The organism is Pseudomonas tehranensis (genome assembly GCF_014268615.1).
In the GTDB taxonomy this organism is placed as follows: Bacteria; Pseudomonadota; Gammaproteobacteria; order Pseudomonadales; family Pseudomonadaceae; genus Aquipseudomonas; species Aquipseudomonas tehranensis.
In genome coordinates this window covers 96,651-117,878 of sequence record NZ_JABWQV010000001.1, presented here as the reverse complement: position 1 = coordinate 117,878, position 21,228 = coordinate 96,651, and the positions used below count along the sequence as shown (strand labels likewise).

Genomic DNA, 21,228 nt, shown 5'->3' with positions numbered 1-21,228 from the left:
ATTGACCGGACAGCGATCTACGCGAGTGCCTTACGCAACGCAATGGCTTGCGCAAAAATCACATCCCGTACGACCGGTGCAACTTCGTTGAATCGCATGAAGCCGTGGGTCATGTTCGCCAGGACTTCCAGGCTCGTAGCCACACCGGCAGCCCGCAATTTATCCGCCAGTTCACAGTTCTCGTCGTACAAAGGATCAAGGCTTCCGACGATCAAGCGCACAGGTGGAAGTCCCGCCAGGTCAGCGGTGATCGGCTGCACGCGCCAGTCATCTTCATCCTCAGCCAGGTAGCTCGCCCAGTAGGCCCTCATCGTTTTGGCAGACAAGTTCTGCCCTCCATACCCACCCAGTCTCTGCCATGAATCGGAAGAAACGCGTCGAGAATAAGAGCCGTAAAACAGCACCAACTGTCGCAGCGCATCCAGTCCGGCGTCGCGCAGGGCAAGGGCGGTACCCAGGGCCAGGTTGGCGCCTGCCGAGTCTCCACCCAGGGCATAACCGCGCACCGGACAATGAGTGATGGCCCCCAGGTTGATGACCCTGCTGACAATCGACACCACCTCGTTAAACGCCACCGGAAAACGGTATTCCGGCGAGAGGGCATAGCCGATGGACAACACCGCCATACCGCTGTCACGCACCCACTGACGTAGAGGAGCGTCCCAATCGGCGAGCGTTCCGTGCCGGAATCCTCCGCCGTGGCAATAGAACATCAGCAAAGGCGTGTCATCGTCCTCCGGCCAATACAGCTTGCACGGAACAACCCGACAATTGACCGAAAACCCCAACATGCGCTCGCAGGACAGAGGCACGCTGGGTCGCGACGCCCATGCGCCAATTCGTTCCAACTGAGCGCGGACCTTGTGGATCTCCCCTTCGACCACGGGGAGCAGACCCAATTGACGTAACGTACCCGCGACGCCAACCAAGTCTGGATGAACCTCATTCGGATCGACGAGCACACCGTCGTTCCCCTCGCCGCCCACTTTCGGGTTTTCGCACTTCCCACCGAGCCTGGACATCGTCCCCCCTGATTATCTGTAGTCTGGCGCCACGTTGAATGACGGCGCCATTTGGCACCGGCCTTGATGACGGGCTCAGTCTGATGATTGTTCGGCTGCGAGGAGTGCGTCCCTCACCATGAAGGCCCATTGCGCGCCATGCATATCACGATCCTGAAGCGCCCCCTGTATCACAGGGCGCGGCAGGCTGATCTTGATGACATTCAAAGCCTCGATTCGAAACACGCTGATCGATTCAACGCTCCGGCGAAAGAGCCGGGCAATGGCCGGCGCTTGCAGTTTCGGCTCGGCAGCCAGCCGGGCAAAAACGTCCGAGTCCTGACAAAACACATCAATGGTCAAAGAAAAGGGCCCGGCGTTCTTGGAGCGGATTTCGTAGCCAAGTGCTTCCATGGTATTCATTTCACGCTGCCTCAATGGTTTTCATGTCAAATCGAAAAGGTGCCAACGGATTCGCCACGACCATCACATGGCTGAGCACGAACTCATAGACCACCCCGCGATCCATCGAGGCCGGAGAGAAAGGGAACGCATGGGTGGGCAGGTCTTTGTCACCTGGCAACGGGAAGTGCAACAGGTAGGGATTGAGCAAAGCGACGATGTCTTTCGTGCGCTCGGCCGTCGCGGAAGTCGCCATGGCCATGACGCCTATTTCCACTGGGGTGGCGGATCGCGATTCAAATTCACCTAATGCCGCGTTCCTGCCAATCGCACGAAACTGCAGGTCGTAGTCGCCCGATCCGATGTTCAGATGTTTTTCTATTCGCTGGCGCATCACTGCATCGAGACAGGCCAGCCATTCATCGAAGCGCTCAAGGTATTCGGTGTCCCGGACAATACTCATGACAACCGATTGAAACCCGCAAGGCGCCGCACCTTCCAGCTTGACGGTGTAATCTTCACTGGGTTTCCAGATCGAGCCTTCTACCCGCACGGTTCGCTCGCCGATCGCGGTGTACACCGCCCCCTCGACATCCAGCACACCACCGGGCTCGACGAGCACGTAGGGATTGCTGTTCTCATAGAGCATGTGAGCCATCACCGATCGTGGCGTCAGCCGGGCACCCTCGCCGATCGCCTCGATGGTGAACCCCGTTTCGTCAATGGTTGCCATGACCACGGCCTGGGCGGGTGTGGTGGTGCAGGACGCGCCGCATTCTAGAATCTTTCCGGCGTGCCAGGCGGCCCCTGGATGCCCCCCTCGCATGATCGGTAGGGAGGCCATGACGGCGGTGTCCGTGGAGCGGCCGGCCAGGATAATATCCGCGCCTTCCTCGAGCGCATGAATGAACGGCTCCACGCCCATGAGTGCGACGATTCGGGAACAGCGATCCACCAGGGCATCATCAATAAAATCAAGCTGCAACGGTTTGATCCGTTTCTCCCATAACGCTGTTTTCACAACGCTTGCTGGCTGCTCGCTGTAGATACCCGCAATACGTACGGTCTGCCCCAGTTCTGCGGCGACCTCCTCACAGAGCCCGCGCATCAAATCGACACCGGCGTCGGAACCACAGGTCCCACAACTGCCGATGATTAGCGGGATCCCCAGTTTCTCCCGGGCCTGCATGAAGACCCGAAGCTCTGCGCGCAATATCGAAGCGGAAGACTTTGTCGTGCCGGTCCCGAGATAGTGAGGGCCCGAGTCGGTGGACCCGGCATCCATTGCAATCACATCGGGGCATTCCAGAAGCGCTTTCTCAAACGCCTCCCTTGGAAATCCAGTGCCGATTGCACCCGTTGGCGTAAGTACCTTGATCTTGGCGTTCATATATTTTCCTTTGGAACGGTCTGTCGACGTCCGTCTGCAATGACACAGTGCTCAGGCGGGCTACGGCCTTCCAGAACCGCCACCACACACTGGGCTGCAATTAGATTGGTGCGATTCAAGCCCTCCACCGTAGAGGCGCCGGCATGGGGGGTCACAACCACGTTGGGCAGTTGGATGAGCTGCTCTGTCACTGCCGACAGCGAAGGATCAGACTCGCTTTCGAACACATCGAGTCCCGCTCCCGCGATTTCTTCCTGTTGCAGGGCTTGCAGCAGATCCGCGTCGCGCACCAGCCCACCTCGGGCGGTATTGATAAGTACCGCAGAAGCTTTCATTGACTGCAAAGCGCGGCTGTCAATCATTCCCCGGGTGTGCGGGTTAAGGGGAGCATGAAGCGTAATAAAATCACTTTCCTGAAACAGGGTTTCCAGGTCTACGAAGCAGCTTTGCCCCCCCTTGGATTTTTCCGAACTGTCTGGACGGGGGGCATAAATCAGGGGTTTGACTTCGAACCCGGCGAGACGCAGCAAGACGCCTTTACCGATTCTGCCCAACCCGACGATGCCGACCGTTTTGCGATACAGGTCACCGCCCAACGGAATGCTCCAATCATTGGCAGCCAGGCCCGCCTGACACTGTTTCAGCTTGCGGCACACCGCGAGCATCAGCGCGATCGTATGGTCAGCAACGCTTGCATCATTTCCACCGACGGCGATCGTGGCGACCTTTCCGGCTGCCTCCACCGCTGCCGTATCGATGCGCTCATAGCCCACGCCACGACGGGAGATCACTTTGAGCCGAGGGAGCGCGCCGAGCAGGCTGGCGGTCACATTTGCGTGCCCTAAAATCCACCCGTCAGCGTCGACCAAGAGGTCGATCAACTGACGCTCATTTAAACTTCCGTCCGCCACGCCCGGCGCAAGTTCTGCGAGGATGACTTCGCAACCGCAATGCGTGAGGAAATCAATGGTCGCCGAATCAAAAAAACGCTGAGTGACCACGACCCGATGACGAAATCTAGGCATCGCACACCTCTCGACAGGGTTTGAATAACCCGTATTCCATGAACACACTCCGCTCAAAACGCATAATCCAGGTACACCCGGGCTTCTGAGCCATTGACCACGTTATTGGGTTGGGCGGAAACAAGCGCAACGAAGTCCTGGTCGATTCGGTAATCGATATAAATCAGTCCCACGGACAGGCCGGCGTATTCTTTTTCATCGAACCGATAATAAACGCGGTATTCGTTTTGCCTTTCCCACACATCCGTTTTCTGGCCACTGAAAGGGTTCACGGCGTCAAAGTTTCCTTGCTTATAGAGCGCCATGACTTTAAACCCATCCAATGATGCCCCGAGGAGTGAAATACCGCTCAGGTCGTACTCGGCGCCTACTTGCCAGGTTCTTTCACCATGATTGTTGAAATCGTTGCCGGAACGGGTCCACGCATCCATTCTTCCATCAACATTATCTGCATGATCAAAGTAGGCATAGCCAAGGTTGCCATTGCTCAGCTCGGCTTTTGTTTCGGAGAAGGAAACACCCAGGCGCAACTTATCAAGCAATAGACCGAGATTGACGTTTAACCACGTAGCCTCTTTATCATAGGCCGCATCACCGACGGACCAATCTTGCTCCCACAATCGTCCGGCTTTCTGGAACCGATAATACTGGGTGTCTAAAATGACCCCTGCCGTTTCACCGATAGGTGCCTGCAGGGTCAAGCCATAACGGGTATTTTCATTGAAGTCCTTTGACACACCACGGGCATAGCTCAACTCAACGGCCTTTAGATCGTAGTTGACCCCATAGGTGTAGACGTTGCTTATTTCCTCACCCGACTGGCTGATCAGCTTTCCGAACGCCTGCCTGTCCCGGGGAGAACTTCGATCGATGTAAGCCGCTTCGAAAGCCATCGTTCCGGGCAACGGCCCGATGCCCATGTCAGTCAAGTTGAAATGGGCACGCGCGCCCTGATAGGAACCTGGCACGAGTCGCGTGTCATTGCTGACCAGGGTGCCGGCGTCAAATCGGCCTCGACCTATTTGCGAATCCGCGTTCCATCCCTCGCCGACGTGGCGCAACTTCAAGTAACTTTGCCCGATTTTTGCAAAGCCACCGTTAGAACCGTCGTCATTATCAAACAGGTCACGGCTGTCCTGCTCGGAATCAATCATGGCCACACCGTACAGGGACGCATCAAAGCCAACGACGCCGCCCCAGTAGTTAGAGTTGTAGTCCAGGATCGCGCCGACCCCTAGCCCACCCAACTCGGAACCGGTCGAAAACCCACCGAAGTTATCCTCAATCAGATCGTTGGATATTCGAGTATTGATATACGCAGATCGGAGATAAGCATTCAACTTGCCTTCATGCTGAAATCTGTCCGGATAGCTAATACTTGCGGAGAAACAACTGCCCGATGCCAACAGCGTAGCAAGATAAGTCGTTGCGACGGCTTTAGTCGATTTCATGATCACCTCAATTATTATTTTTATTTTCTCAATGAGCAGGCGTGAGCTGGCACTGCTTCAAATAAGCAGTGCGGGCGTACAGGTGAATCTTTAAATAATTGCTCTTGTAACGATGGCCGTTGCAATGAGCGTGAGGCTGCTGCCGATTGCCCACAGCAAGCAGTATCTTTGCATCTCCCCCATGTCCCGCTGGATAATCCCACTGATGAGATAAACAGCGGCAACGAGTGGACTTAATGCGTGAACCGGTTGCCCCAGCACCGAGGCGCGTGCGATGTGCATCGGGTCAATGCCATATTCGGCGCCCGCCGCGCCAAGCACTGGCAAGATCCCAAAGAAGAACGCGTCATTGGAAAGCAGGAAATTAAGAGGCAAGGCCACAAGGGCGGTAATAATGCTGAAGTACTGCCCGCTACCGTCAGGAACCATCTGCACGATCCGCGCCGACATCCCATCGACCATTCCCGTGCCGGAAAGAATGCCCGTGAAGACCCCTGAAGCGAATATCAGAGCAATGACCGTTAACACACTCTCAGAATGCGCTGCGATTCTCGCCTTCTGTTCCGCCAAGCGCGGATAGTTGATCAGCAACGCCAGGGAAAAACCAACCATCATCACCAAAGGCAAAGGCGCCAATCCTGTTCCCATGGCGTACATCAGCGCAGCCGTGAGTGCCAGGTTGACCCAAAACAGCTTTGGTTTGTGCGTGGCTGATTCAATAATGGGCAAAGGTGGTTCTTCTGAGGCGGTCCCCTTTGCAACAGGCGTCCACCCCAAGCGACGCCGCTCTTTTCGGCCTATCCACACAGCGACGACGAACGCGTATGCAAGGCCTGCAAACATGGCGGGGACAAGCCCCAGGAAAATTTCACTCACATCCAGATGCAGAGCACTGGCCGCCCGCGCTACCGGCCCACCCCAAGGAATAATGTTAACGACCGTGTTGGTCAGTAGAAGCATCAGTGCAAGGATCAGCGGATTTATCCCAAGGCGAAGGTAGAGCGGCAAAAACGCCGTTGTTACGATCAACACCGTCGTTGCCCCATCCCCATCGAACGAGATGACCGACGACAGCAAAGCGGTGCCAAGCACTACGCGTAGGGGATCATTTCCCACATAACGCAAGATCCGGCGAACCGCGGGCTCGAACAGCCCCGCGTCGAACATGATTGCGAAATACAGGATTGCAAACATCAACATCAGTGCCGTTGGCGCTACTTGCTGGACGCCGTCCATCACCATGCCGCCCAGCTCCGGTCCTGCACCGCTGGCCAGGCCGAAAGCAATCGGGATGAGGATGAGCGCCGTCACAGCAGAAAGTCGCTTGCTGATGATCAACGCCATAAACGTGATGACCATTGCGAAACCTAACCAAGCCATGCCTATCACCTTTTCTTGTTTTTTTTATCAATGTCGTAGCAAATCAATGTGAACGACCGGCCACTCCCGAAGAATCTACATAGGGGAGAAAACACTGTAAATCTTGATTTTTTTCGTCAACATCCAGCAAATGCTGGGGAAAATATGCCGGTGGCACGGCATCGAAGCAACACGAGGCAGATTTTTGATTCCCGCCTCCGTTGGGCCCTCCTGGTAGACCGGCTATTGTTCCCCCCATCGAAAGCACGGCGAAATGGATATCCTGGTAGACATTGACGCAAGGCGGGTATATTTAGTGAATATGTACAAACCGCCATCAACCTGTTCGGATCCGTCATGCCTGATCAAGAAGACCTTTACCTTTCGGCAGAAGAAGCGGCTGGAATGCTGGGGGTCAGCCTGCCAACGCTTTATGCCTACGTCAGCCGCAAGAACATTCGGTCCGTCAAGATCGCCAATACGCCCAAGCGGCGCTATTGGGCCGAAGACATCCAGCGCTTGGTGAAAAGCCCCGCGGGGCACGCGGCAAAGCGCTCGTCTTCATCGGACAGCGCCATTACCTTGATCACCGATGACGGGCTCTTCTACAGGGGGCACGACGTCGTCGAGCTCGCCGACCACGCCACGGTTGAGGAGGTCGCCGGATTGATGTGGCAGGTGCCATCGGCGTTCGGACCGTCGCTACCTCGCGCGCCGAAGGATAGCGCCAAATTGCTGAAGATCTATGAGCATATGTCAGCGCCGGAAAAGGCCATTGCGCTTTTCCCTCTGGTACAAAGGGAGAACCCCAAAGCCTTCGATCTTTCCATCGACAGCTATGCACGCACCGGCGCCGATGTCGTGAGATGGTTCGCCGCGTTGGTCGTGGGCGCAACCCAGCCAAGCACGCAGCCCTTGCACGAATTTATTACCCAGGCCTGCGGAGCCCCGCCGGAGCACGCCGATCTGATCAGGCGCCTTCTGATCCTCAGCGTCGATCATGAACTGGACCACGCCACTCACAGCGTTCGCGTTGCGGCAACGACCGGCGCCACCCCCTATTACGCGGCGATCGCAGGACTCGCGGCCGCCAGGGGGCATAAGATCGCCTATGGCAGAAACGAAGCCGCCAGCAGAATGATCGAGGAAATATGTACAGCCGCAGATCCCACCCAACCGATCTTGCAACGCTACAGCCAGGAGGGGCACATCATAGGGTTTGGCCCTAATGTCCACTCAATCAGTGACCCACGCGCGACCAATCTGATGAAGGCGTTGACCGCCGCCTTCGAGGGCGACAGTGAATTTGCAAAGCTACAGAAAGCTTTTTCCGTCGCCTCGGAACTCGTCGCCTACCCACCGGAGTTCATTCTCCTGGTGAGCTTCATCGGCAGAAAACTTGGGTTGCATCGGCAGGAGATCGCACTGGCCGGTGTCGGAAGATTGATCGGCTGGATAGCCCATGCCAGCGAGCAATACAATCAGCATCATGACGCTCGCCCCCGCGCTCGTTACACGGGGACTCTGCCAAGAGCGACCCATCTCGCCAGTGACTAACCAGAGGCGACCATGGCTGCAAACAGCGCTGTAAATTCGGATTGGTGTTGAAGTTCAGCAACATACCTCAGCACCTTGGCCTGTGCCGACTCATCAAGATGCGGTGAGGCCATCCTTCTGAATTTCCGTTCAAAATCGCTATCGGTCATCGGTGTTTCGACGGACCCCGGACCGCTGATCACCTCGCTCACGACGATTTCACCTGACACCAGCGTGACGCTGACCCGGTTGGCAAGATGACGCGGGAACAACGCGGTGAGCGCGCCGTCCTCCACCACGGTGATCTTACCCATCAGGGCAATCACCGCGGGGTCAGCTATTTTTGCGGACGAATACGAGCCCAGGGTAATGTCACCGTCGAGCAGCGACCGGGCCACGTTGTAGGGCAAACTGTGGTCCGCCGTCTCCCGCGTCTTGGGCAACCATTTTTCAGGAGTGTCAGCCAACACTCGACGGTTGAACTCGGAGGTTTCGATAACGATGCAAGCGATATCGTCGAGATCGTCAATCCGAGCCCGTATATCCAGGGCTGCCCACACGGCGGTGTGCAACTCGCCGTTGGTGGGAAAGGTCTTGGTCAGGGAACGCCGTATAGCGTAATCACCATTTTCGGGCGTACCAAAACGATCCGTATCCAGGTCGAACGGGCCTGAGACCAATTTGAAAAAACCCATGTCACCCTCAAACACTGGCGACGGGCCTGTCATGCCGTGACGCGACAGTTGGGCAGCGAAGATCGCATTACGGGCAGCGTTTGCGGCCGAGCAGCCCTTCCAGTCCGACAGGGATCCACTGCGAACCTGGCGCATGGCCAGATGAGCGCTCAACGCTATATTGATTGCCTGTTCGGTCTGCGCCACATCCAGCTTCATCAAGCTGGAAGCCGCTGCGGCCATCGCCACATTTATATAGTTGACGTGGTCCCAGCCGCGCTTGTTCAGACTGGCCGCGTCCTGCAGTCGCATCTGGATTTCATAGGCCAGCACAACGGCCGAAATGAGTTCTGCCCCAGTGGCCCCCTCAGCCTGTGCAAGCGCGAGGCAGGCTGGAATATTGTCACTCGGATGGCCCGGCTCCAGCCCCATGTAGCCGTCGTTGTAGTCTAGGAAACGCACCATCACGCCATTGGCAAACGCCGCGATCTCTGGCGTCGTTTGGATTGTTGTTCCGAATACGCTGGACGACTTCGCGGGATTGGCAGCGGCATAACACACGGCGGCATTCACAGGCCCCGCTCCGTAAGCGCCCAATATGCATGCCAGGCTGTCAATGAAGCGCTGTCGCACGAGCGCGGTGATTTCTTCAGGCAGACACTGATGCCTGAACTTATGCGCGTACTCTGCAAGTTGCAGCGCAATAGGCGTATCACTCATGGTTGCCTCTGTTCTGTGCAGGGGTTGGGTTTTCGCCGGTGACGGCGACGGCGTCACCTATTGCAAAGTGGCGCGTGAGGAACTCAGTCCAGAACGACGTCGAGTAAACGCACATATTGCTGGCCGGCATGCATGTCACGCTCCACCATCCCGCCTTGCGGTGTAGCGCGCGGGTAGGAAATCTTGACCATTTCCAGGTCAGCCACGGGAATATGTTTTACCCGCGCCGGATCGGTGCCATAAAGCCTTGCGAATTGTGCCGATGAAAGTGCAGCACTTTGCGAGTAACGCTCGAAGTTTTCGCGTCCGTCAAAAAATATATCGAAGGTGATCCAGAACGGTCCGGCTTGTTTGGATCGAACATGCCGACATACATCACGTAACTTAACCATTATCCCAGCCCCTTCTCAGCCAATACCGGCTCGCAAAGATCAACCCATTGAATACGTACCAACTCAAAGGGATCCTCCAACTGCACCACGTGGTTTAATTTGAACTCATAAATCTGGCCGCGGGGTATATCGGCCGGGGTGAAAGCAAAGCCGTAAGAAGGCAATTCCTTGCCCATTACGCTGGGGTAGTGAAAAAAGTAGGGATTGCACGCTTGGGCAATTGTATTGGCCATTTCTTGAGTCGCCGCAGTGGCGACAAATAGCATGCCTATTTCCGGCGGAGGCAAAGTTCCAACGGGGGGTTGTACGCCGGTGACGCCGTTCCAGCCGTACATTCGCAGAGAGATATGAAACTCGCCCAACTCCTGCGGCGGGATGGATTGACGTGTCCGGGTGTACAGGGCTTCTAACAGGCGGTCGTGAAACCCATCAATATCATTGAGTACATCGGGGTCCTGGATACCCACTAACATGATTGTCTGATAGAGACCGGCCGCGGCGCCCTCCAGCTTCATGGTGTAGGGCATCGTCTCCCATTCAGACCCTACAACACGAACGGCTCGCTCGTTCAGCTTCTGGTAGCGCGCTTGTGAGACGTTGAGGATACCGCCGGGTTCCACCAAGCGAAACGGGTCGCTGTTTTCATAAAGCATGTGTGCAGAGACGCTATGGGGCGTGCACTGATTGTCCTTGCTTAATGGCTCAACGTCGAAACCCTGCGCATCAACACTGAGCAATATCCCCGAGCCTAATGTCGGGTTAACGGCGCACTGGACACCACACTCCCCCGTTTTGCCGGCATGCCAGGACGGGCCCCAGGGCGCGCCCTTCCAGATCGGATAACAGGCGATTACAGCAGTATCGGTCGAACGCCCCGCCAAGATGATATCGGCGCCCGCCTCCAGCGCGGCGATGAACGGCTCCACGCCCAGGGCCGCCACAATGTGTTCACAGCTGTCCACCGTAGCGTCATCGAGCTCACCGTGAGGCGGGAGCGGTTTGATCCGCCCCTGTGCGTTCAACTTCTTTACGGTCTCCCTGTCCTGCTCACAATAGATGAGCGCAATCTTTGGCGTTACGCCCAACTCTCCTGCCACCTCCAGGACTATATCGCGCGTCCAGTCCAGGTTGAGATCGCCACCGGCCTGCCCTGCCGTGCCGACAATTATCGGTACCCCGGACCACGCCTGCGCCTTCATTAATATCGTCAAGTCGCGTTTGACCGCTCCTCGGTTATTCTTCGACTTTCCAAGTGCGAGATAAGCGGCGCCGCTGTCGGTAGAACCGGCGTCCGTGGCAATTGCTTGCGCACCGGCCACCAGCCCATAAGTAATTTCTTCTTCACGAACGCCCGCGCCCAATGAACCACAAGGCACTATCACCTTGACGCAACCTTCAAATACCTGCCCCATACAACCCTCTTCCCATTCGCTTAGTCAGGCAATAATAAGGGCTGTAATCGTGTTGACAAGTGGACAGAAATTATCAATATAGGCCGGCCTTCCAATTGTCTATCGGGTGTTCTTTCTGGCGTTCACCACCATTAATTCGGTAACGGAAATATACTTTAGCGCTGAAACTCAACGTCGCTGAAAGTTCGTTTAACCCTGCACACTTCCCAAGATAGAACTTCAATTTTCGAGGCGATCGAGCAACGCGCTGACCGGTATGACTGATGACGAACAAGCACTCTCGCCGCGCGCCCCTCTTGCGCGCCTTGGGTTATGTTTCGACGGCGCTGGCGCCCACGCCCAGCGCCTGCTGTCGATTGTCGGCACGCTGTCCCAGTTGCCAGCCCAGGTAGGCCCACAACAGCGCGCAACCGGCGCCAATCAGCGCCGCCAGGCCGCTGCCCTGCCCCAGCATGTCGAGCAGGCTCTTGGCCCAACCGCTCACGGCATCACCCCCGCGATACACCACGGTGTCGATGAAGTTCTTGGCCTTGTACTTACTCTCGGCGTCCAAGGGTGCGAACAGCATTTCCCGGCCCGGTCGGACGAACGCGTATTCACCGATTCGCCGCACGATCATCAATGCTGCAAGCAGCGCAAAGCCAGGGGCCAGCGCAAGGCCGACGAACCCGATGCACATGAGTAGCGGCACGATCGCCAGCAACGCACGCACCCCCAACTTGGGCGCAATGCGTCCGGTGATGAACAACTGAGAGACCAGGGCGCCTGCCTGCACGATGAAATCAATGGTGCCGAAAACCCGGACTTGCGCCTCGCGACTTGGGAAATGTTCGGCCACAAGGCGCGCCTGCTCGAAGTAGAGAAAGGTGGTGACCGTCGCCAATAGCACGACGAACCCGGCAATCCCCAACAGGTAGGGTGACCTGAGCACCGCCGTCAAACCGCTGAACGGATTGCCCTGCAGTGGCTGCCTGGGGCTTTGCGTCGGTGCCGCACCGGGTCGACCAGCCCCGCCCTTCTCGCGCCATCCCATCAACGCGCGCTTCAATACCAACGTGACACCGAGCAACAGGGCCGCCAGAAACATCAACCCCGATGCGCCGATGGCGTCAATCAGTGCCGCGCTCAGGGCCGGCCCCAGCAGCCCGCCGATGCTCGCGCCGGCCGCGATGAAAGCAAATAAACGCTTGGCCTGCTCACTGTCGAATACATCCGCCATCAGGCTCCAGGCCACGGACACCACGAACAGGTTGTAAACCGATATCCATACGTAAAAAGTACGGGCCAGCCAGACACTGTCCGATTGAAACTCAAACAGTTCGACGAACATCAGCAAGTTGATCCCGAAGAAGCCATACACCCAATCGACGAGGCGCAGGCGCGGGACCCTTGAGCTGACCCAGGCAAACAGTGGAACGGCCGCCAGCATCACCAGGAAAGTCGCCGTGAACAACCATTGCAGATTCTCCACGCCCGCCGCGATGCCCATCGATTCACGTATCGGGCGCAGCATGAAGTAGCCGGTGAAGAGGCAGAGAAACAACAAGAACCCGCACAGCGCCGGGCGCAGCTCATCATCACGGGCGTTAACGGCGTGGCTCAGCCGATGCAGGTAGGAAGGCGTACGCATGGAAACTCCTGGAAGGCGCAACAGGCCAGAGGGGCTGGGCACGGAACGGATTGCCGTGCCCAAGCGTTGATCAGCGGTAGGTAACGCCGGTCAGTTGCTCGGAGATGCTCCAGAGCCGTTCGGCATCTGCCTCATCGGTGGCGGCCGGCGGCATCCTGGCGAAGCCCAGCGGGCCGCGTTTTTCATCGTCACCGGTCGGCCCGTAATAGGCACCACCCACCGCCTCAGGTGCGGTGGCGGCATACAGGGTGGGCAGCGCACCCTGTGCAGCTGAATGGTAGGCGTCGCGATCCTTGGCCCATCGCTGGCCGAACTCGCTGTTCAGACCCGGTCCACGCGCGACCAACTCGGTGACGGCGACGCCAGGGTGCGCAGCAATACTGCGAATGTCCCAATCTTCGGCCTCGCTGCGCTGCTGCAAGGCCAATGTCCAGTGGAGGATGGCCAGTTTGGATTGCGCATAAGCGGCCAGTGGCTGGTACTGCTGCTCGGCTTGCAGGTCGTTGAAGTTCATTGTTCCGCGAGCCGCGGCGATGCTTGACAGGCTCACCACGCGGGCGTCCTGGCTTTGACGTAACAACGGCACCAGCAAGCCGGTCAACGCAAAGTGCCCTAGGTAGTTGGTCGCCAACTGGAGCTCGAAGCCATCCGCGGAGACGCCCCGCTCAGGAGGCGCCATGACGGCGGCATTGTTGATCAACACATCCAGGCGCGGCAGTCTCTGGTTCAGACGCTGGGCCAGGTCGCGTACCGATGAAAGATTGGCCAGATCCACGGCCTCGAACTGCACCTTGGCGTCGGGTACGGACTTTTTGATTTGCGCAATGGCCTGCGCGCCCCGCTCCGGGTTGCGCGCAGCAATGATCACCTCGGCGCCGGCCCGCGCCAACGCCAGTGCGTCCTCGTAGCCCATGCCGCTCGTGCCGCCGGTGATCAGGACAATTCGACCTTTCTGGGAAGGCATGTCGCGGGTCGACCAGTCCGGTTTCGGCTCGGCGCGACTGGACGCATCGATACTGACCGCGCTGAGCAGCACGGCGCCAACGGTGAGTGTTCGAGCCAGCTTCACCAGTCGGCTCAAATGATTCGATAGGCCAGTTTCGGTTGCTGCTGTTCTGATGCTCATGGTTTTAGCCCTTTATTTGGATGAAGAACCAGCACCGCCGGACGGTCACTGAAGCGTGCACACCTCAGACTGCTGGAGAAAGCTGACGCGCTCGGTGACCCCCTGGGTATTCACGTAAGTCATCTTGGCGCGCACGACCTCGCACACCTGCGACTTCGGTTCTTCAATGCGGATGACCCTGGCGATGTCCAGCGGCATGCCATATTCGTAGGCGGGAACATCGTTTTTTTCTTCGGCAAACAGAGGCAAACCGCTCAGAGTGATAAATGCCAGAAGACTGGCAATCGACACGTTTTGAATATTCATAGTGGACTCCACGACTGTCCTTACCGGGATGGTCGTAGCACTCTAAGGAGGGGCGACTGACGTCAAGGTGACTGCTGACTGACAGGAAGATGTCAAACCCCGGCGAGCCACGCCGGGCCTCGCGTGACGATGACTAGCGGGCTGCTTGGCTGATCAGGGAAAATCCAAAGGTATTGAAGCCATCCTTGCTGTGGGCGAACACTCGTCCACCGTGCATGGACGCTATTGCCCGCACAATGGACAGACCCAGGCCATGGTGCGCGTCGCTTCGCGCCCGGGCGACATCGGCGCGATAGAAACGCTCGAACAAGCGCTGCAGGTGCACGTCGTCAATGGGCTCACCCGCATTGGAAACGCTCACCTCAACCTGCATGCCGTGGCTGACCAGATTCACCGTGATGGTGCTCCCCGGCACAGCGTAACGCGCTGCGTTGTGCAGCAGATTGGCCAGGGAGCGATGAAACAGGCGTCGGTCGATGCGCACGCACATGTCGCCTTCGATCGTCACGTTCAAATGTTTGTCGAGCAACACGGGCTCAAGGTATTCCACCGTCTTTGACGCCTCCTCGTAGAGCGAGACATCACTGAGCTCGGTTGCACGCTGCCCACTTTCCGCACCCGCCAGGAACAGCATGTCATTGACGATGGTGCCCATGCGTTCAAGCTCTTCCAGATTCGACTGCAGCAGATCCTGAAGCTCAGCCACATCACGGCCGTGAGCCAACGCGACCTGGGTCTGCCCGATCAGGTTGGTCAGCGGCGTCCTCAGCTCATGGGCGACATTGGCATTGAACCCTTCGAGCTGGCACCACGCGGCCTCCTGGCGAGCCAGGGCCCCGTTAAACGACACCGCCAGTTCCTGTAACTCGTCGGGCAGTGCCTCGGTATCCAGTCGCTGCTTTGAATCACCCGGCGGCAGGCTGTTGGCCTGACGGCTCAGGCGCCTGACCGGCCCCAGGCCGAAACGCGCGATCCAGTAACCCAGCAGCGCGACCAGTACCACGCCCAGCGCCGAAGTCAGGATCAGCGTCTTGGTGAAATGGTCCAGGGTCTTCATGAACGGCGTTGAATCGAGCCCCACGATAAAGCGCAACTCCGGGCGATTACCCATGGCGGGGATGGTCTTGACTTGCAGCACCATGGGACGATCCCGTTCGGGTATCGCCATGCTGAAGAATCCATCCGGGCGCTTCGACCAATCCTGGCCGTCTGGCATCCCCCCGCCATAGCTGTAGGCCGGGTTGTCCACCAGGACCCAATAACGCACCCGCTCATCTGTGGGCGTCAGGCCGTCCAGCTTTTCACGCAAGCCGATCCAGAACGCCGGTGAATCGTATTTTGCGAGCACGGGATCAAGGACGGAATGACGCAGGATCAACTCGTTTTGCATCTGCTCTTCGAGCGATGTCTTCAAGGAACAGCGCAGCAGCGTCGCGCTGATCGCGGTGATCAGCATGACCGAAAGCGCAAACATCAGGGCGAGCCGCTTGGATATCGATCCTTTCATCATGACGTACCATTTTGTCTGCCGTCGGCTTCACGGCTTTCCAGTACATAGCCCATGCCCCGCACGGTATGCAGCAGTTTGCGCGAATAAGGCACATCGACCTTGGCCCGGACACGCTTGATCGCCACTTCGACGACGTTGGCATCACTGTCGAAATTCATGTCCCAGACCTGCTCGGCAATCATCATTTTGGAAAGAATCTCTCCTTGATGGCGCGCCAGCAGGCTCAACAGACAAAACTCCTTGGCCGTCAGATCAAGCCGCAGGCCGGCCCTGGTCACCTTGCGCGCTTGCAGGTCGACCTCCAGGTCGTCGATGCGCAGATGGGTCAGGTCAGCCGAGTCTGCGGTGCGCCGACGGATCAATGCCTGGACGCGGGCGACCAGTTCGGCAAAGGAAAAGGGTTTGCTTAGATAGTCATCAGCGCCCTCGCGCAATCCGCGAACGCGATCATCCACCGTGCCCCTGGCCGACAACATGATGACCGGGGTTTTCTTCTGCAGGCGCAAGCCCTCCAGTACGCCATAACCGTCCTTACCCGGTAACATGACATCAAGGATCACGACGTCATATTCCATTTCCAGCGCGTAATGCAGCCCATCGATACCGTTACTCGCCACATCAACAATGTAGCCGAGCTCACTCAGGCCACGATGCACATAGGAGGAAGTCTTTTCTTCGTCCTCGACGATGAGCAGGCGCATCAGGTAACTCCTCTCGGGAAGCGGGACAACCGGGCAAACAGGAGCCCGGTTTGGGTTATTTTTGCACACGACCTGCAAAGTAGCCTGTAGCTACCCTCCGCCAGTCTAGACAATGAAGGTGTCCGCAAACTGACCGCTTCCTGACATTCTTGTCAGAATCGGCTGACAAGCTTGTTCAAAGGCCTGTAGAGGTGGCCCGCTCGGATCCCTTGCGGGTGTGTAGATGGATCCATTGCTGGACATCATCCAGGCAAGTAAACACCACCGGCACCACCAGCAGGCTCAGCAAAGTCGAGGTCACCAGCCCACCCATCACCACGATGGCCATGGGCGATCGAAAACTCGGATCGGCGCCCCAGCCTAGCGCGATTGGCGTCATGCCCGCCCCCATTGCCACTGTCGTCATGATGATCGGTCGGACCCGCTTGCTACACGCATCGATGATCGCTTCCCAGCGATCCAGGCCATGGTGACGGCGTGCCAGAACGATGTAGTCGATCAGCAGAATCGAGTTCTTCGTCGCAATGCCCATCAACATGATCAGCCCGATCATCGATGGCATTGATAACGCCGACTGGCTGGCGAAAAGCGCCAGGATCGCACCAGGGACGCAAAGTATGAGTGCGACGAGGACAGTCAGCGGTTGCACGAAATCCTTGAGCAACAGCACCAGCACCATGTAGATGCACAACACGCCCGTGAGCATGGCGATACCGAAACCCGAGGCAAGCTCGCCCATTGCTTCGGCATCCCCCCTGGCAGTCTGCACAACACCCGGCGGCAGGTCCCGCAAGCTCGGCAGGGAAAGCACAGCCTGCTCGATGTCACCCAGCGGCTGGCCGCTCGCCTCGATTTCGAAATTGATGTTGCGCATGCGGTCGTAACGCACTATTTGCGCCGAGCCACTGCCGATTTCGAGGGTCGCAACGCTTTCTAACGGTACCGGGCCACGCGCGCCGGGTACCGGCAGACGCTTGAGTATTTCGATGTCCTGACGAGCGGCAGCGGACAGGCGCACGACAATCGGCACTTGCCGCTCGCTGAAATTGAGCTTGGCCAGTTCCTGATCATAATCACCAAGCGTTGCAACGCGCAGCGTGTCAGCGATGTCTGCGGATGTGACGCCAAGGTCGGCCGCGCGCGCAAAGTCGGGCCGCACAACCAATTCAGGACGTAGCAGGCTGGCGGTCGAGGTGACCGCGCCAATCTGCGGGAGGGTTCGCAACTCCCGCTCCACCTGCTGCGCGTGCCGGGCGAGCGCAAGCCCATCCTCACTGGCGAGGACAAGCAGGTAGCTTTCCGCCTCGTCCATGGCGACCTTGACGCGCGCGCCGGGAAGGATGGCAAGTGCCTCACGAAGCTGGATTTCGATCTGCTGCCGGGTCAGCCCTGGTCGCTCATTGCGGTGCGTCAGTTCAAGCGTCAAGACGGCCGTACGCACATTGACGCCAGAACTGTCGGAGTGCTCGGTCGGGCCGGCTCCAGCATTGCCAGCGCCGATGGCGGTATAAACCTTCTTCACATGCCGGTTTTGCTCGGCAATCCCTCGCGCCCTTTCGGCAAGCAAGAGCGTGTCATCGAGCTTGCTACCGGGAGCGAGCGTCAGCGTCACTTGCGTTTGCCAGTCGTCGTCGGGAGGGATGAAGGTGCTCGGCAGCAAGGGTACAAGCAGCAGCGCGCCGACAAAAACCAGCGCCGCGGTGGTGAGCGTCAATGCGCGATGGCCCAGGCACCAGCGTACCCAGCACAGATACACGCTCACCCATCGTGACTGCTGGCGGGGTGGGTGCTTCGGTGTACGAAGCAGGTAGGCTGACATCATCGGCGTCAGCAGGCGAGCCACCACCAGGGAGAAGAACACAGCGGTCGCCGCCGTCCAGCCGAATTGAACGAAGAACTGACCGACCGTGCCGCTCATGAAGGCGGTGGGCAGGAATACGGCAATGAGCGTGAACGTCGTGGCGATCACCGCCAAGCCGATTTCGTCGGCAGCGTCCATGGCCGCCTGATAGGGTTTCTTACCCATCTGCAGATGGCGGCCGATGTTCTCGACTTCGACGATGGCATCGTCCACCAGAACGCCGATCACCAACGACAGGGACAGCAGCGTTACGGTGTTGAGGGTGAACCCCATCCAGTGCATCACGGCAAATGTCGGTATCACCGAGAGTGGCAAGGCGACCGCCGAAACGAACGTCGCCCGCCAGTCCCGCAGAAACAGGAACACCACCAACACCGCAAGCGCTGCGCCCTCGTAGAGCAAATGCAGCGACCCGTCGTAATTCTCGATCACCGGATCGACAAAGTTGAACGCCTGAGCGATGACGATACCGGGATATTGGGTAACGAGCGTATCGAGCGCTGCGCGTATCCCCTTGTCGACCTCCACTTCGCCAGCCCCTCTTGCGCGGGCAATTTCGAAGCCGACCACCGGCTCGCCATTCAGAAGCGCGGCCGAGCGTGGTTCGGCGACGGTATCGGAAACCGTGCCTACCTGGTCGAGCCGGATACGCCGGCCATCGTTCAAAGTGATCTCAAGCGCGGCAACCTCTTGCGCCGACTGCACAGTGGCAAGGGTGCGCACTGTCTGCTCGGCCCCGCCCAGGTCGACCCTGCCGCCCGATGCCTCTTGCTGGACGCGGCGCAGTTGGCGAGAGATGTCCAAGGCCGAGGTGTTTAGCGCCAGCAGGCGAACCGGGTCCAGATCGATGCGTATTTCCCGGGTTACACCACCAACGCGTGTGACGGCACCGACCCCGGGAACCGCCAGCAAGGTTTTGCTGAGGGTGTTGTCAACAAACCACGACAGCGACTCCGTATCCATGTGGCTTGCCGAAACCGTGTAGGTCAGGATCGGAGCACTGGCAAAGTCGACTTTTCTAATCACCGGGTCGCGCAGATCGGCCGGGAGATCGGCCCTTACCCGTGCAACCGCGTCGCGCACGTCGTCGAGCGCTTCCTGCAGCGGCTTCTCCAAACGAAACTCGACCGTGACTTGCGCATTGCCATCCGTCAACGTGCTCTGGATGTGCTTGACGCCCTGCACCGTCGCCAGGGAGTCCTCGATCCTGCGGGCGACATCGTTCTCCAGTTGTACCGGCGAAGCCCCTGGCAGCTCGAGCGAGACGGTGACCATGGGGAAATCGATGTCGGGGAAGTTCTGGACCTTCAACGCCGAAAAACCCATCAGGCCTGCAAACGTCAGCAAGATAAACAACAGGATTGACGGCGTCGGATTGCGGATCGCCCACGACGATGTATTAAGGCTCATGGCGCGCTCCGGCTGACAACCGAGCCGAAACCGGACACTGCTTGCGCAGGGTCCACGGCGGGCGATTCCTGGACGACCCGAACCCGATCGCCGTCGCTGAGAAAGCCAACACCGGCCACGACCACCTGGGCCGTCGCATCGATCCCGCCGCTGATTGCGATGCGCTCCCCGGCGCGCGGCCCCACCGTCACCCGCTTCTGGATAACCCTGGATGCCGGCCCTACTTGCCATACGTAACTGAAACCGTCGCGTTGCAGCACGGCGCTCTGGGGTAACGTCAGCAGGCGCGCCACACCCACTTCGAAGTCGCCCTGAGCAAACATGCCGGCACGCGCCGCGTCGTCCGCAGGCAGGTCGACGAAGACCAACCCGTTGCGGGTTTGCATATCGACCATGGGCGCGACCTTTCGCAGCGTGCCCTCAACCGGCGCGCCGCTGGCGAGGGTCACCCGTGCCAGCTGACCCGGCTTGAGTTTCACCAGCTCAGCTGCCGAGACTTCTGCGCGCCACTCAAGCCGCGCGTTGCGAATCAAACGGAACAGCTCTTCCCCGGCAGGCAGTACGGCGCCAACCGTTGCGCTGCGAGCCGAAATCACGCCGTCGTCGGGCGCCAACACCCGAGTCTGGGCGAGGCGCAGGCGTTGCCCCCTCTCCACTGCCCTGCTCGCGTGGAGTCGCGCCTGAGCCGTACGCTCTGCCGTCACGTACTGCTGAACCTGCTGGGCCGACAGCGCACCGCCGTCTTGCAACTGCCGGGCACGCTGGGCATTAGCGGCGGCTTCAGCGAGTGTCGCCCGTGCTTCGGTGGTGGCGGCGCGACTCTGCGAAAGCTCGGCGGCGACCTTGGCGGATGCGAACACGGCGAGCACCTGGCCACGCCGAACCAGGTCGCCGACATTCACATTGACCTCGGCCAGTCGCAGGCCATCCGCCTCGGTCCCGATACTCGCTTCCTGCCACGCCATGATGTTGCCGTGTGCGCGGACCCGGATCGGTAGCATGGCCGGCTGGAGCGTCGTGACGCTCACCGTGAGCGCCGGCCTGGGCGACGCTTGCACCTTGGCGCTGTCGAGCGTCTCACCCGCAGATCCGATCGCCAGCGCTGTCATCACACCCATGATCGAGCAAAGCGTCGTCACCACAATCAGTAAGGTGTGCCGTGTTTTTCTTTTCATGGAGATCGAATTCCTGCGCAAGGTATCGCGTGATCGCAACGCTCGCGGGGTGCTGGTCGGCGCGTCGGGCGCTGACGCGTCACACTCCCATTTGGCGTGGTTGCCTCGGGTGCCCACTATCGGATAGGGAATCTTTCGCGATGCTTA

17 protein-coding genes are annotated in these 21,228 nt (G+C 58.6%); 1 reads left to right on the top strand and 16 read right to left on the bottom strand.

The features are described 5' to 3' along the window. Positions 1–17: 17 nt before the first annotated feature. The 6 genes from HU811_RS00510 to HU811_RS00485 all read right to left on the bottom strand — a co-directional run bounded on the left by HU811_RS00510 (position 18) and on the right by HU811_RS00485 (position 6,649). A complete protein-coding gene (locus HU811_RS00510; protein ID WP_186653160.1) occupies positions 18–1,022 on the bottom strand; it encodes an alpha/beta hydrolase in 1,005 nt (334 codons plus the stop codon). A 75-nt stretch (positions 1,023–1,097) separates the two neighbouring features. Beyond that, a complete protein-coding gene (locus HU811_RS00505) occupies positions 1,098–1,424 on the bottom strand; it encodes a DUF4387 family protein (protein ID WP_186653158.1) in 327 nt (108 codons plus the stop codon). Between the two features lies 1 nt (position 1,425). Then, positions 1,426–2,793 (bottom strand): acyclic terpene utilization AtuA family protein, encoded by a 1,368-nt coding sequence (locus HU811_RS00500; protein WP_186653155.1) that lies wholly within the window; start codon positions 2,791–2,793, stop codon positions 1,426–1,428. Then, on the bottom strand, positions 2,790–3,818 hold the full coding sequence (locus HU811_RS00495) for a phosphoglycerate dehydrogenase (protein WP_186653153.1): 1,029 nt from the start codon (positions 3,816–3,818) through the stop codon (positions 2,790–2,792). Before HU811_RS00495 ends, HU811_RS00500 begins: the two co-directional genes overlap by 4 nt. A 53-nt stretch (positions 3,819–3,871) precedes the next feature. Further along, on the bottom strand, positions 3,872–5,269 hold the full coding sequence (locus tag HU811_RS00490) for an OprD family outer membrane porin (RefSeq protein ID WP_186653150.1): 1,398 nt from the start codon (positions 5,267–5,269) through the stop codon (positions 3,872–3,874). Positions 5,270–5,359: 90 nt separating this feature from the next. After that, positions 5,360–6,649 carry a CitMHS family transporter gene (locus HU811_RS00485; RefSeq protein WP_092396543.1) on the bottom strand — a complete coding sequence of 430 codons (1,290 nt, stop codon included), beginning with the start codon at positions 6,647–6,649 and terminating at the stop codon, positions 5,360–5,362. A 336-nt stretch (positions 6,650–6,985) separates the two neighbouring features. On the opposite strand from HU811_RS00485, the gene HU811_RS00480 reads away from it, so the two are divergent. Beyond that, positions 6,986–8,185 carry a citrate synthase gene (locus tag HU811_RS00480; RefSeq protein ID WP_186653147.1) on the top strand — a complete coding sequence of 400 codons (1,200 nt, stop codon included), beginning with the start codon at positions 6,986–6,988 and terminating at the stop codon, positions 8,183–8,185. Here HU811_RS00480 and HU811_RS00475 read toward each other — a convergent pair. The 10 genes from HU811_RS00475 to HU811_RS00430 form a co-directional block, all read right to left on the bottom strand. Further along, positions 8,182–9,558 (bottom strand): MmgE/PrpD family protein, encoded by a 1,377-nt coding sequence (locus tag HU811_RS00475; protein WP_186653144.1) that lies wholly within the window; start codon positions 9,556–9,558, stop codon positions 8,182–8,184. The genes HU811_RS00480 and HU811_RS00475 overlap by 4 nt on opposite strands. Positions 9,559–9,641: 83 nt before the next feature. Beyond that, complete coding sequence (locus HU811_RS00470; RefSeq protein WP_092396539.1) at positions 9,642–9,950, bottom strand: DUF4387 domain-containing protein; 309 nt, start codon at positions 9,948–9,950, stop codon at positions 9,642–9,644. Further along, entirely contained in the window at positions 9,950–11,362 is a 1,413-nt protein-coding gene (locus HU811_RS00465) for an acyclic terpene utilization AtuA family protein (protein ID WP_186653141.1), read from the bottom strand. The genes HU811_RS00470 and HU811_RS00465 overlap by 1 nt, the downstream gene beginning before the upstream one ends. A 310-nt stretch (positions 11,363–11,672) precedes the next feature. Continuing rightward, positions 11,673–12,992 carry an NTP/NDP exchange transporter gene (locus tag HU811_RS00460; RefSeq protein ID WP_186653139.1) on the bottom strand — a complete coding sequence of 440 codons (1,320 nt, stop codon included), beginning with the start codon at positions 12,990–12,992 and terminating at the stop codon, positions 11,673–11,675. Positions 12,993–13,062: 70 nt separating this feature from the next. After that, positions 13,063–14,118 carry an oxidoreductase gene (locus tag HU811_RS00455; RefSeq protein ID WP_186653137.1) on the bottom strand — a complete coding sequence of 352 codons (1,056 nt, stop codon included), beginning with the start codon at positions 14,116–14,118 and terminating at the stop codon, positions 13,063–13,065. Positions 14,119–14,163: 45 nt separating this feature from the next. Then, positions 14,164–14,424: a DUF2790 domain-containing protein gene (locus HU811_RS00450; protein ID WP_186653136.1), complete on the bottom strand. Its 261-nt coding sequence runs from the start codon at positions 14,422–14,424 to the stop codon at positions 14,164–14,166. A gap of 133 nt (positions 14,425–14,557) precedes the next feature. Then, positions 14,558–15,931, bottom strand: coding sequence for a heavy metal sensor histidine kinase (locus HU811_RS00445; protein ID WP_092396529.1), 1,374 nt, complete (start codon positions 15,929–15,931; stop codon positions 14,558–14,560). Then, positions 15,931–16,635: a heavy metal response regulator transcription factor gene (locus HU811_RS00440; protein WP_092396527.1), complete on the bottom strand. Its 705-nt coding sequence runs from the start codon at positions 16,633–16,635 to the stop codon at positions 15,931–15,933. The genes HU811_RS00445 and HU811_RS00440 overlap by 1 nt, the downstream gene beginning before the upstream one ends. A 175-nt stretch (positions 16,636–16,810) precedes the next feature. Further along, a complete protein-coding gene (locus HU811_RS00435; RefSeq protein ID WP_186653134.1) occupies positions 16,811–19,906 on the bottom strand; it encodes an efflux RND transporter permease subunit in 3,096 nt (1,031 codons plus the stop codon). Continuing rightward, positions 19,903–21,081, bottom strand: a complete 1,179-nt coding sequence (locus HU811_RS00430) for an efflux RND transporter periplasmic adaptor subunit (protein WP_186653133.1) — start codon at positions 21,079–21,081, stop codon at positions 19,903–19,905. The genes HU811_RS00435 and HU811_RS00430 overlap by 4 nt, the downstream gene beginning before the upstream one ends. Between the last annotated feature and the right edge of the window lie 147 nt (positions 21,082–21,228).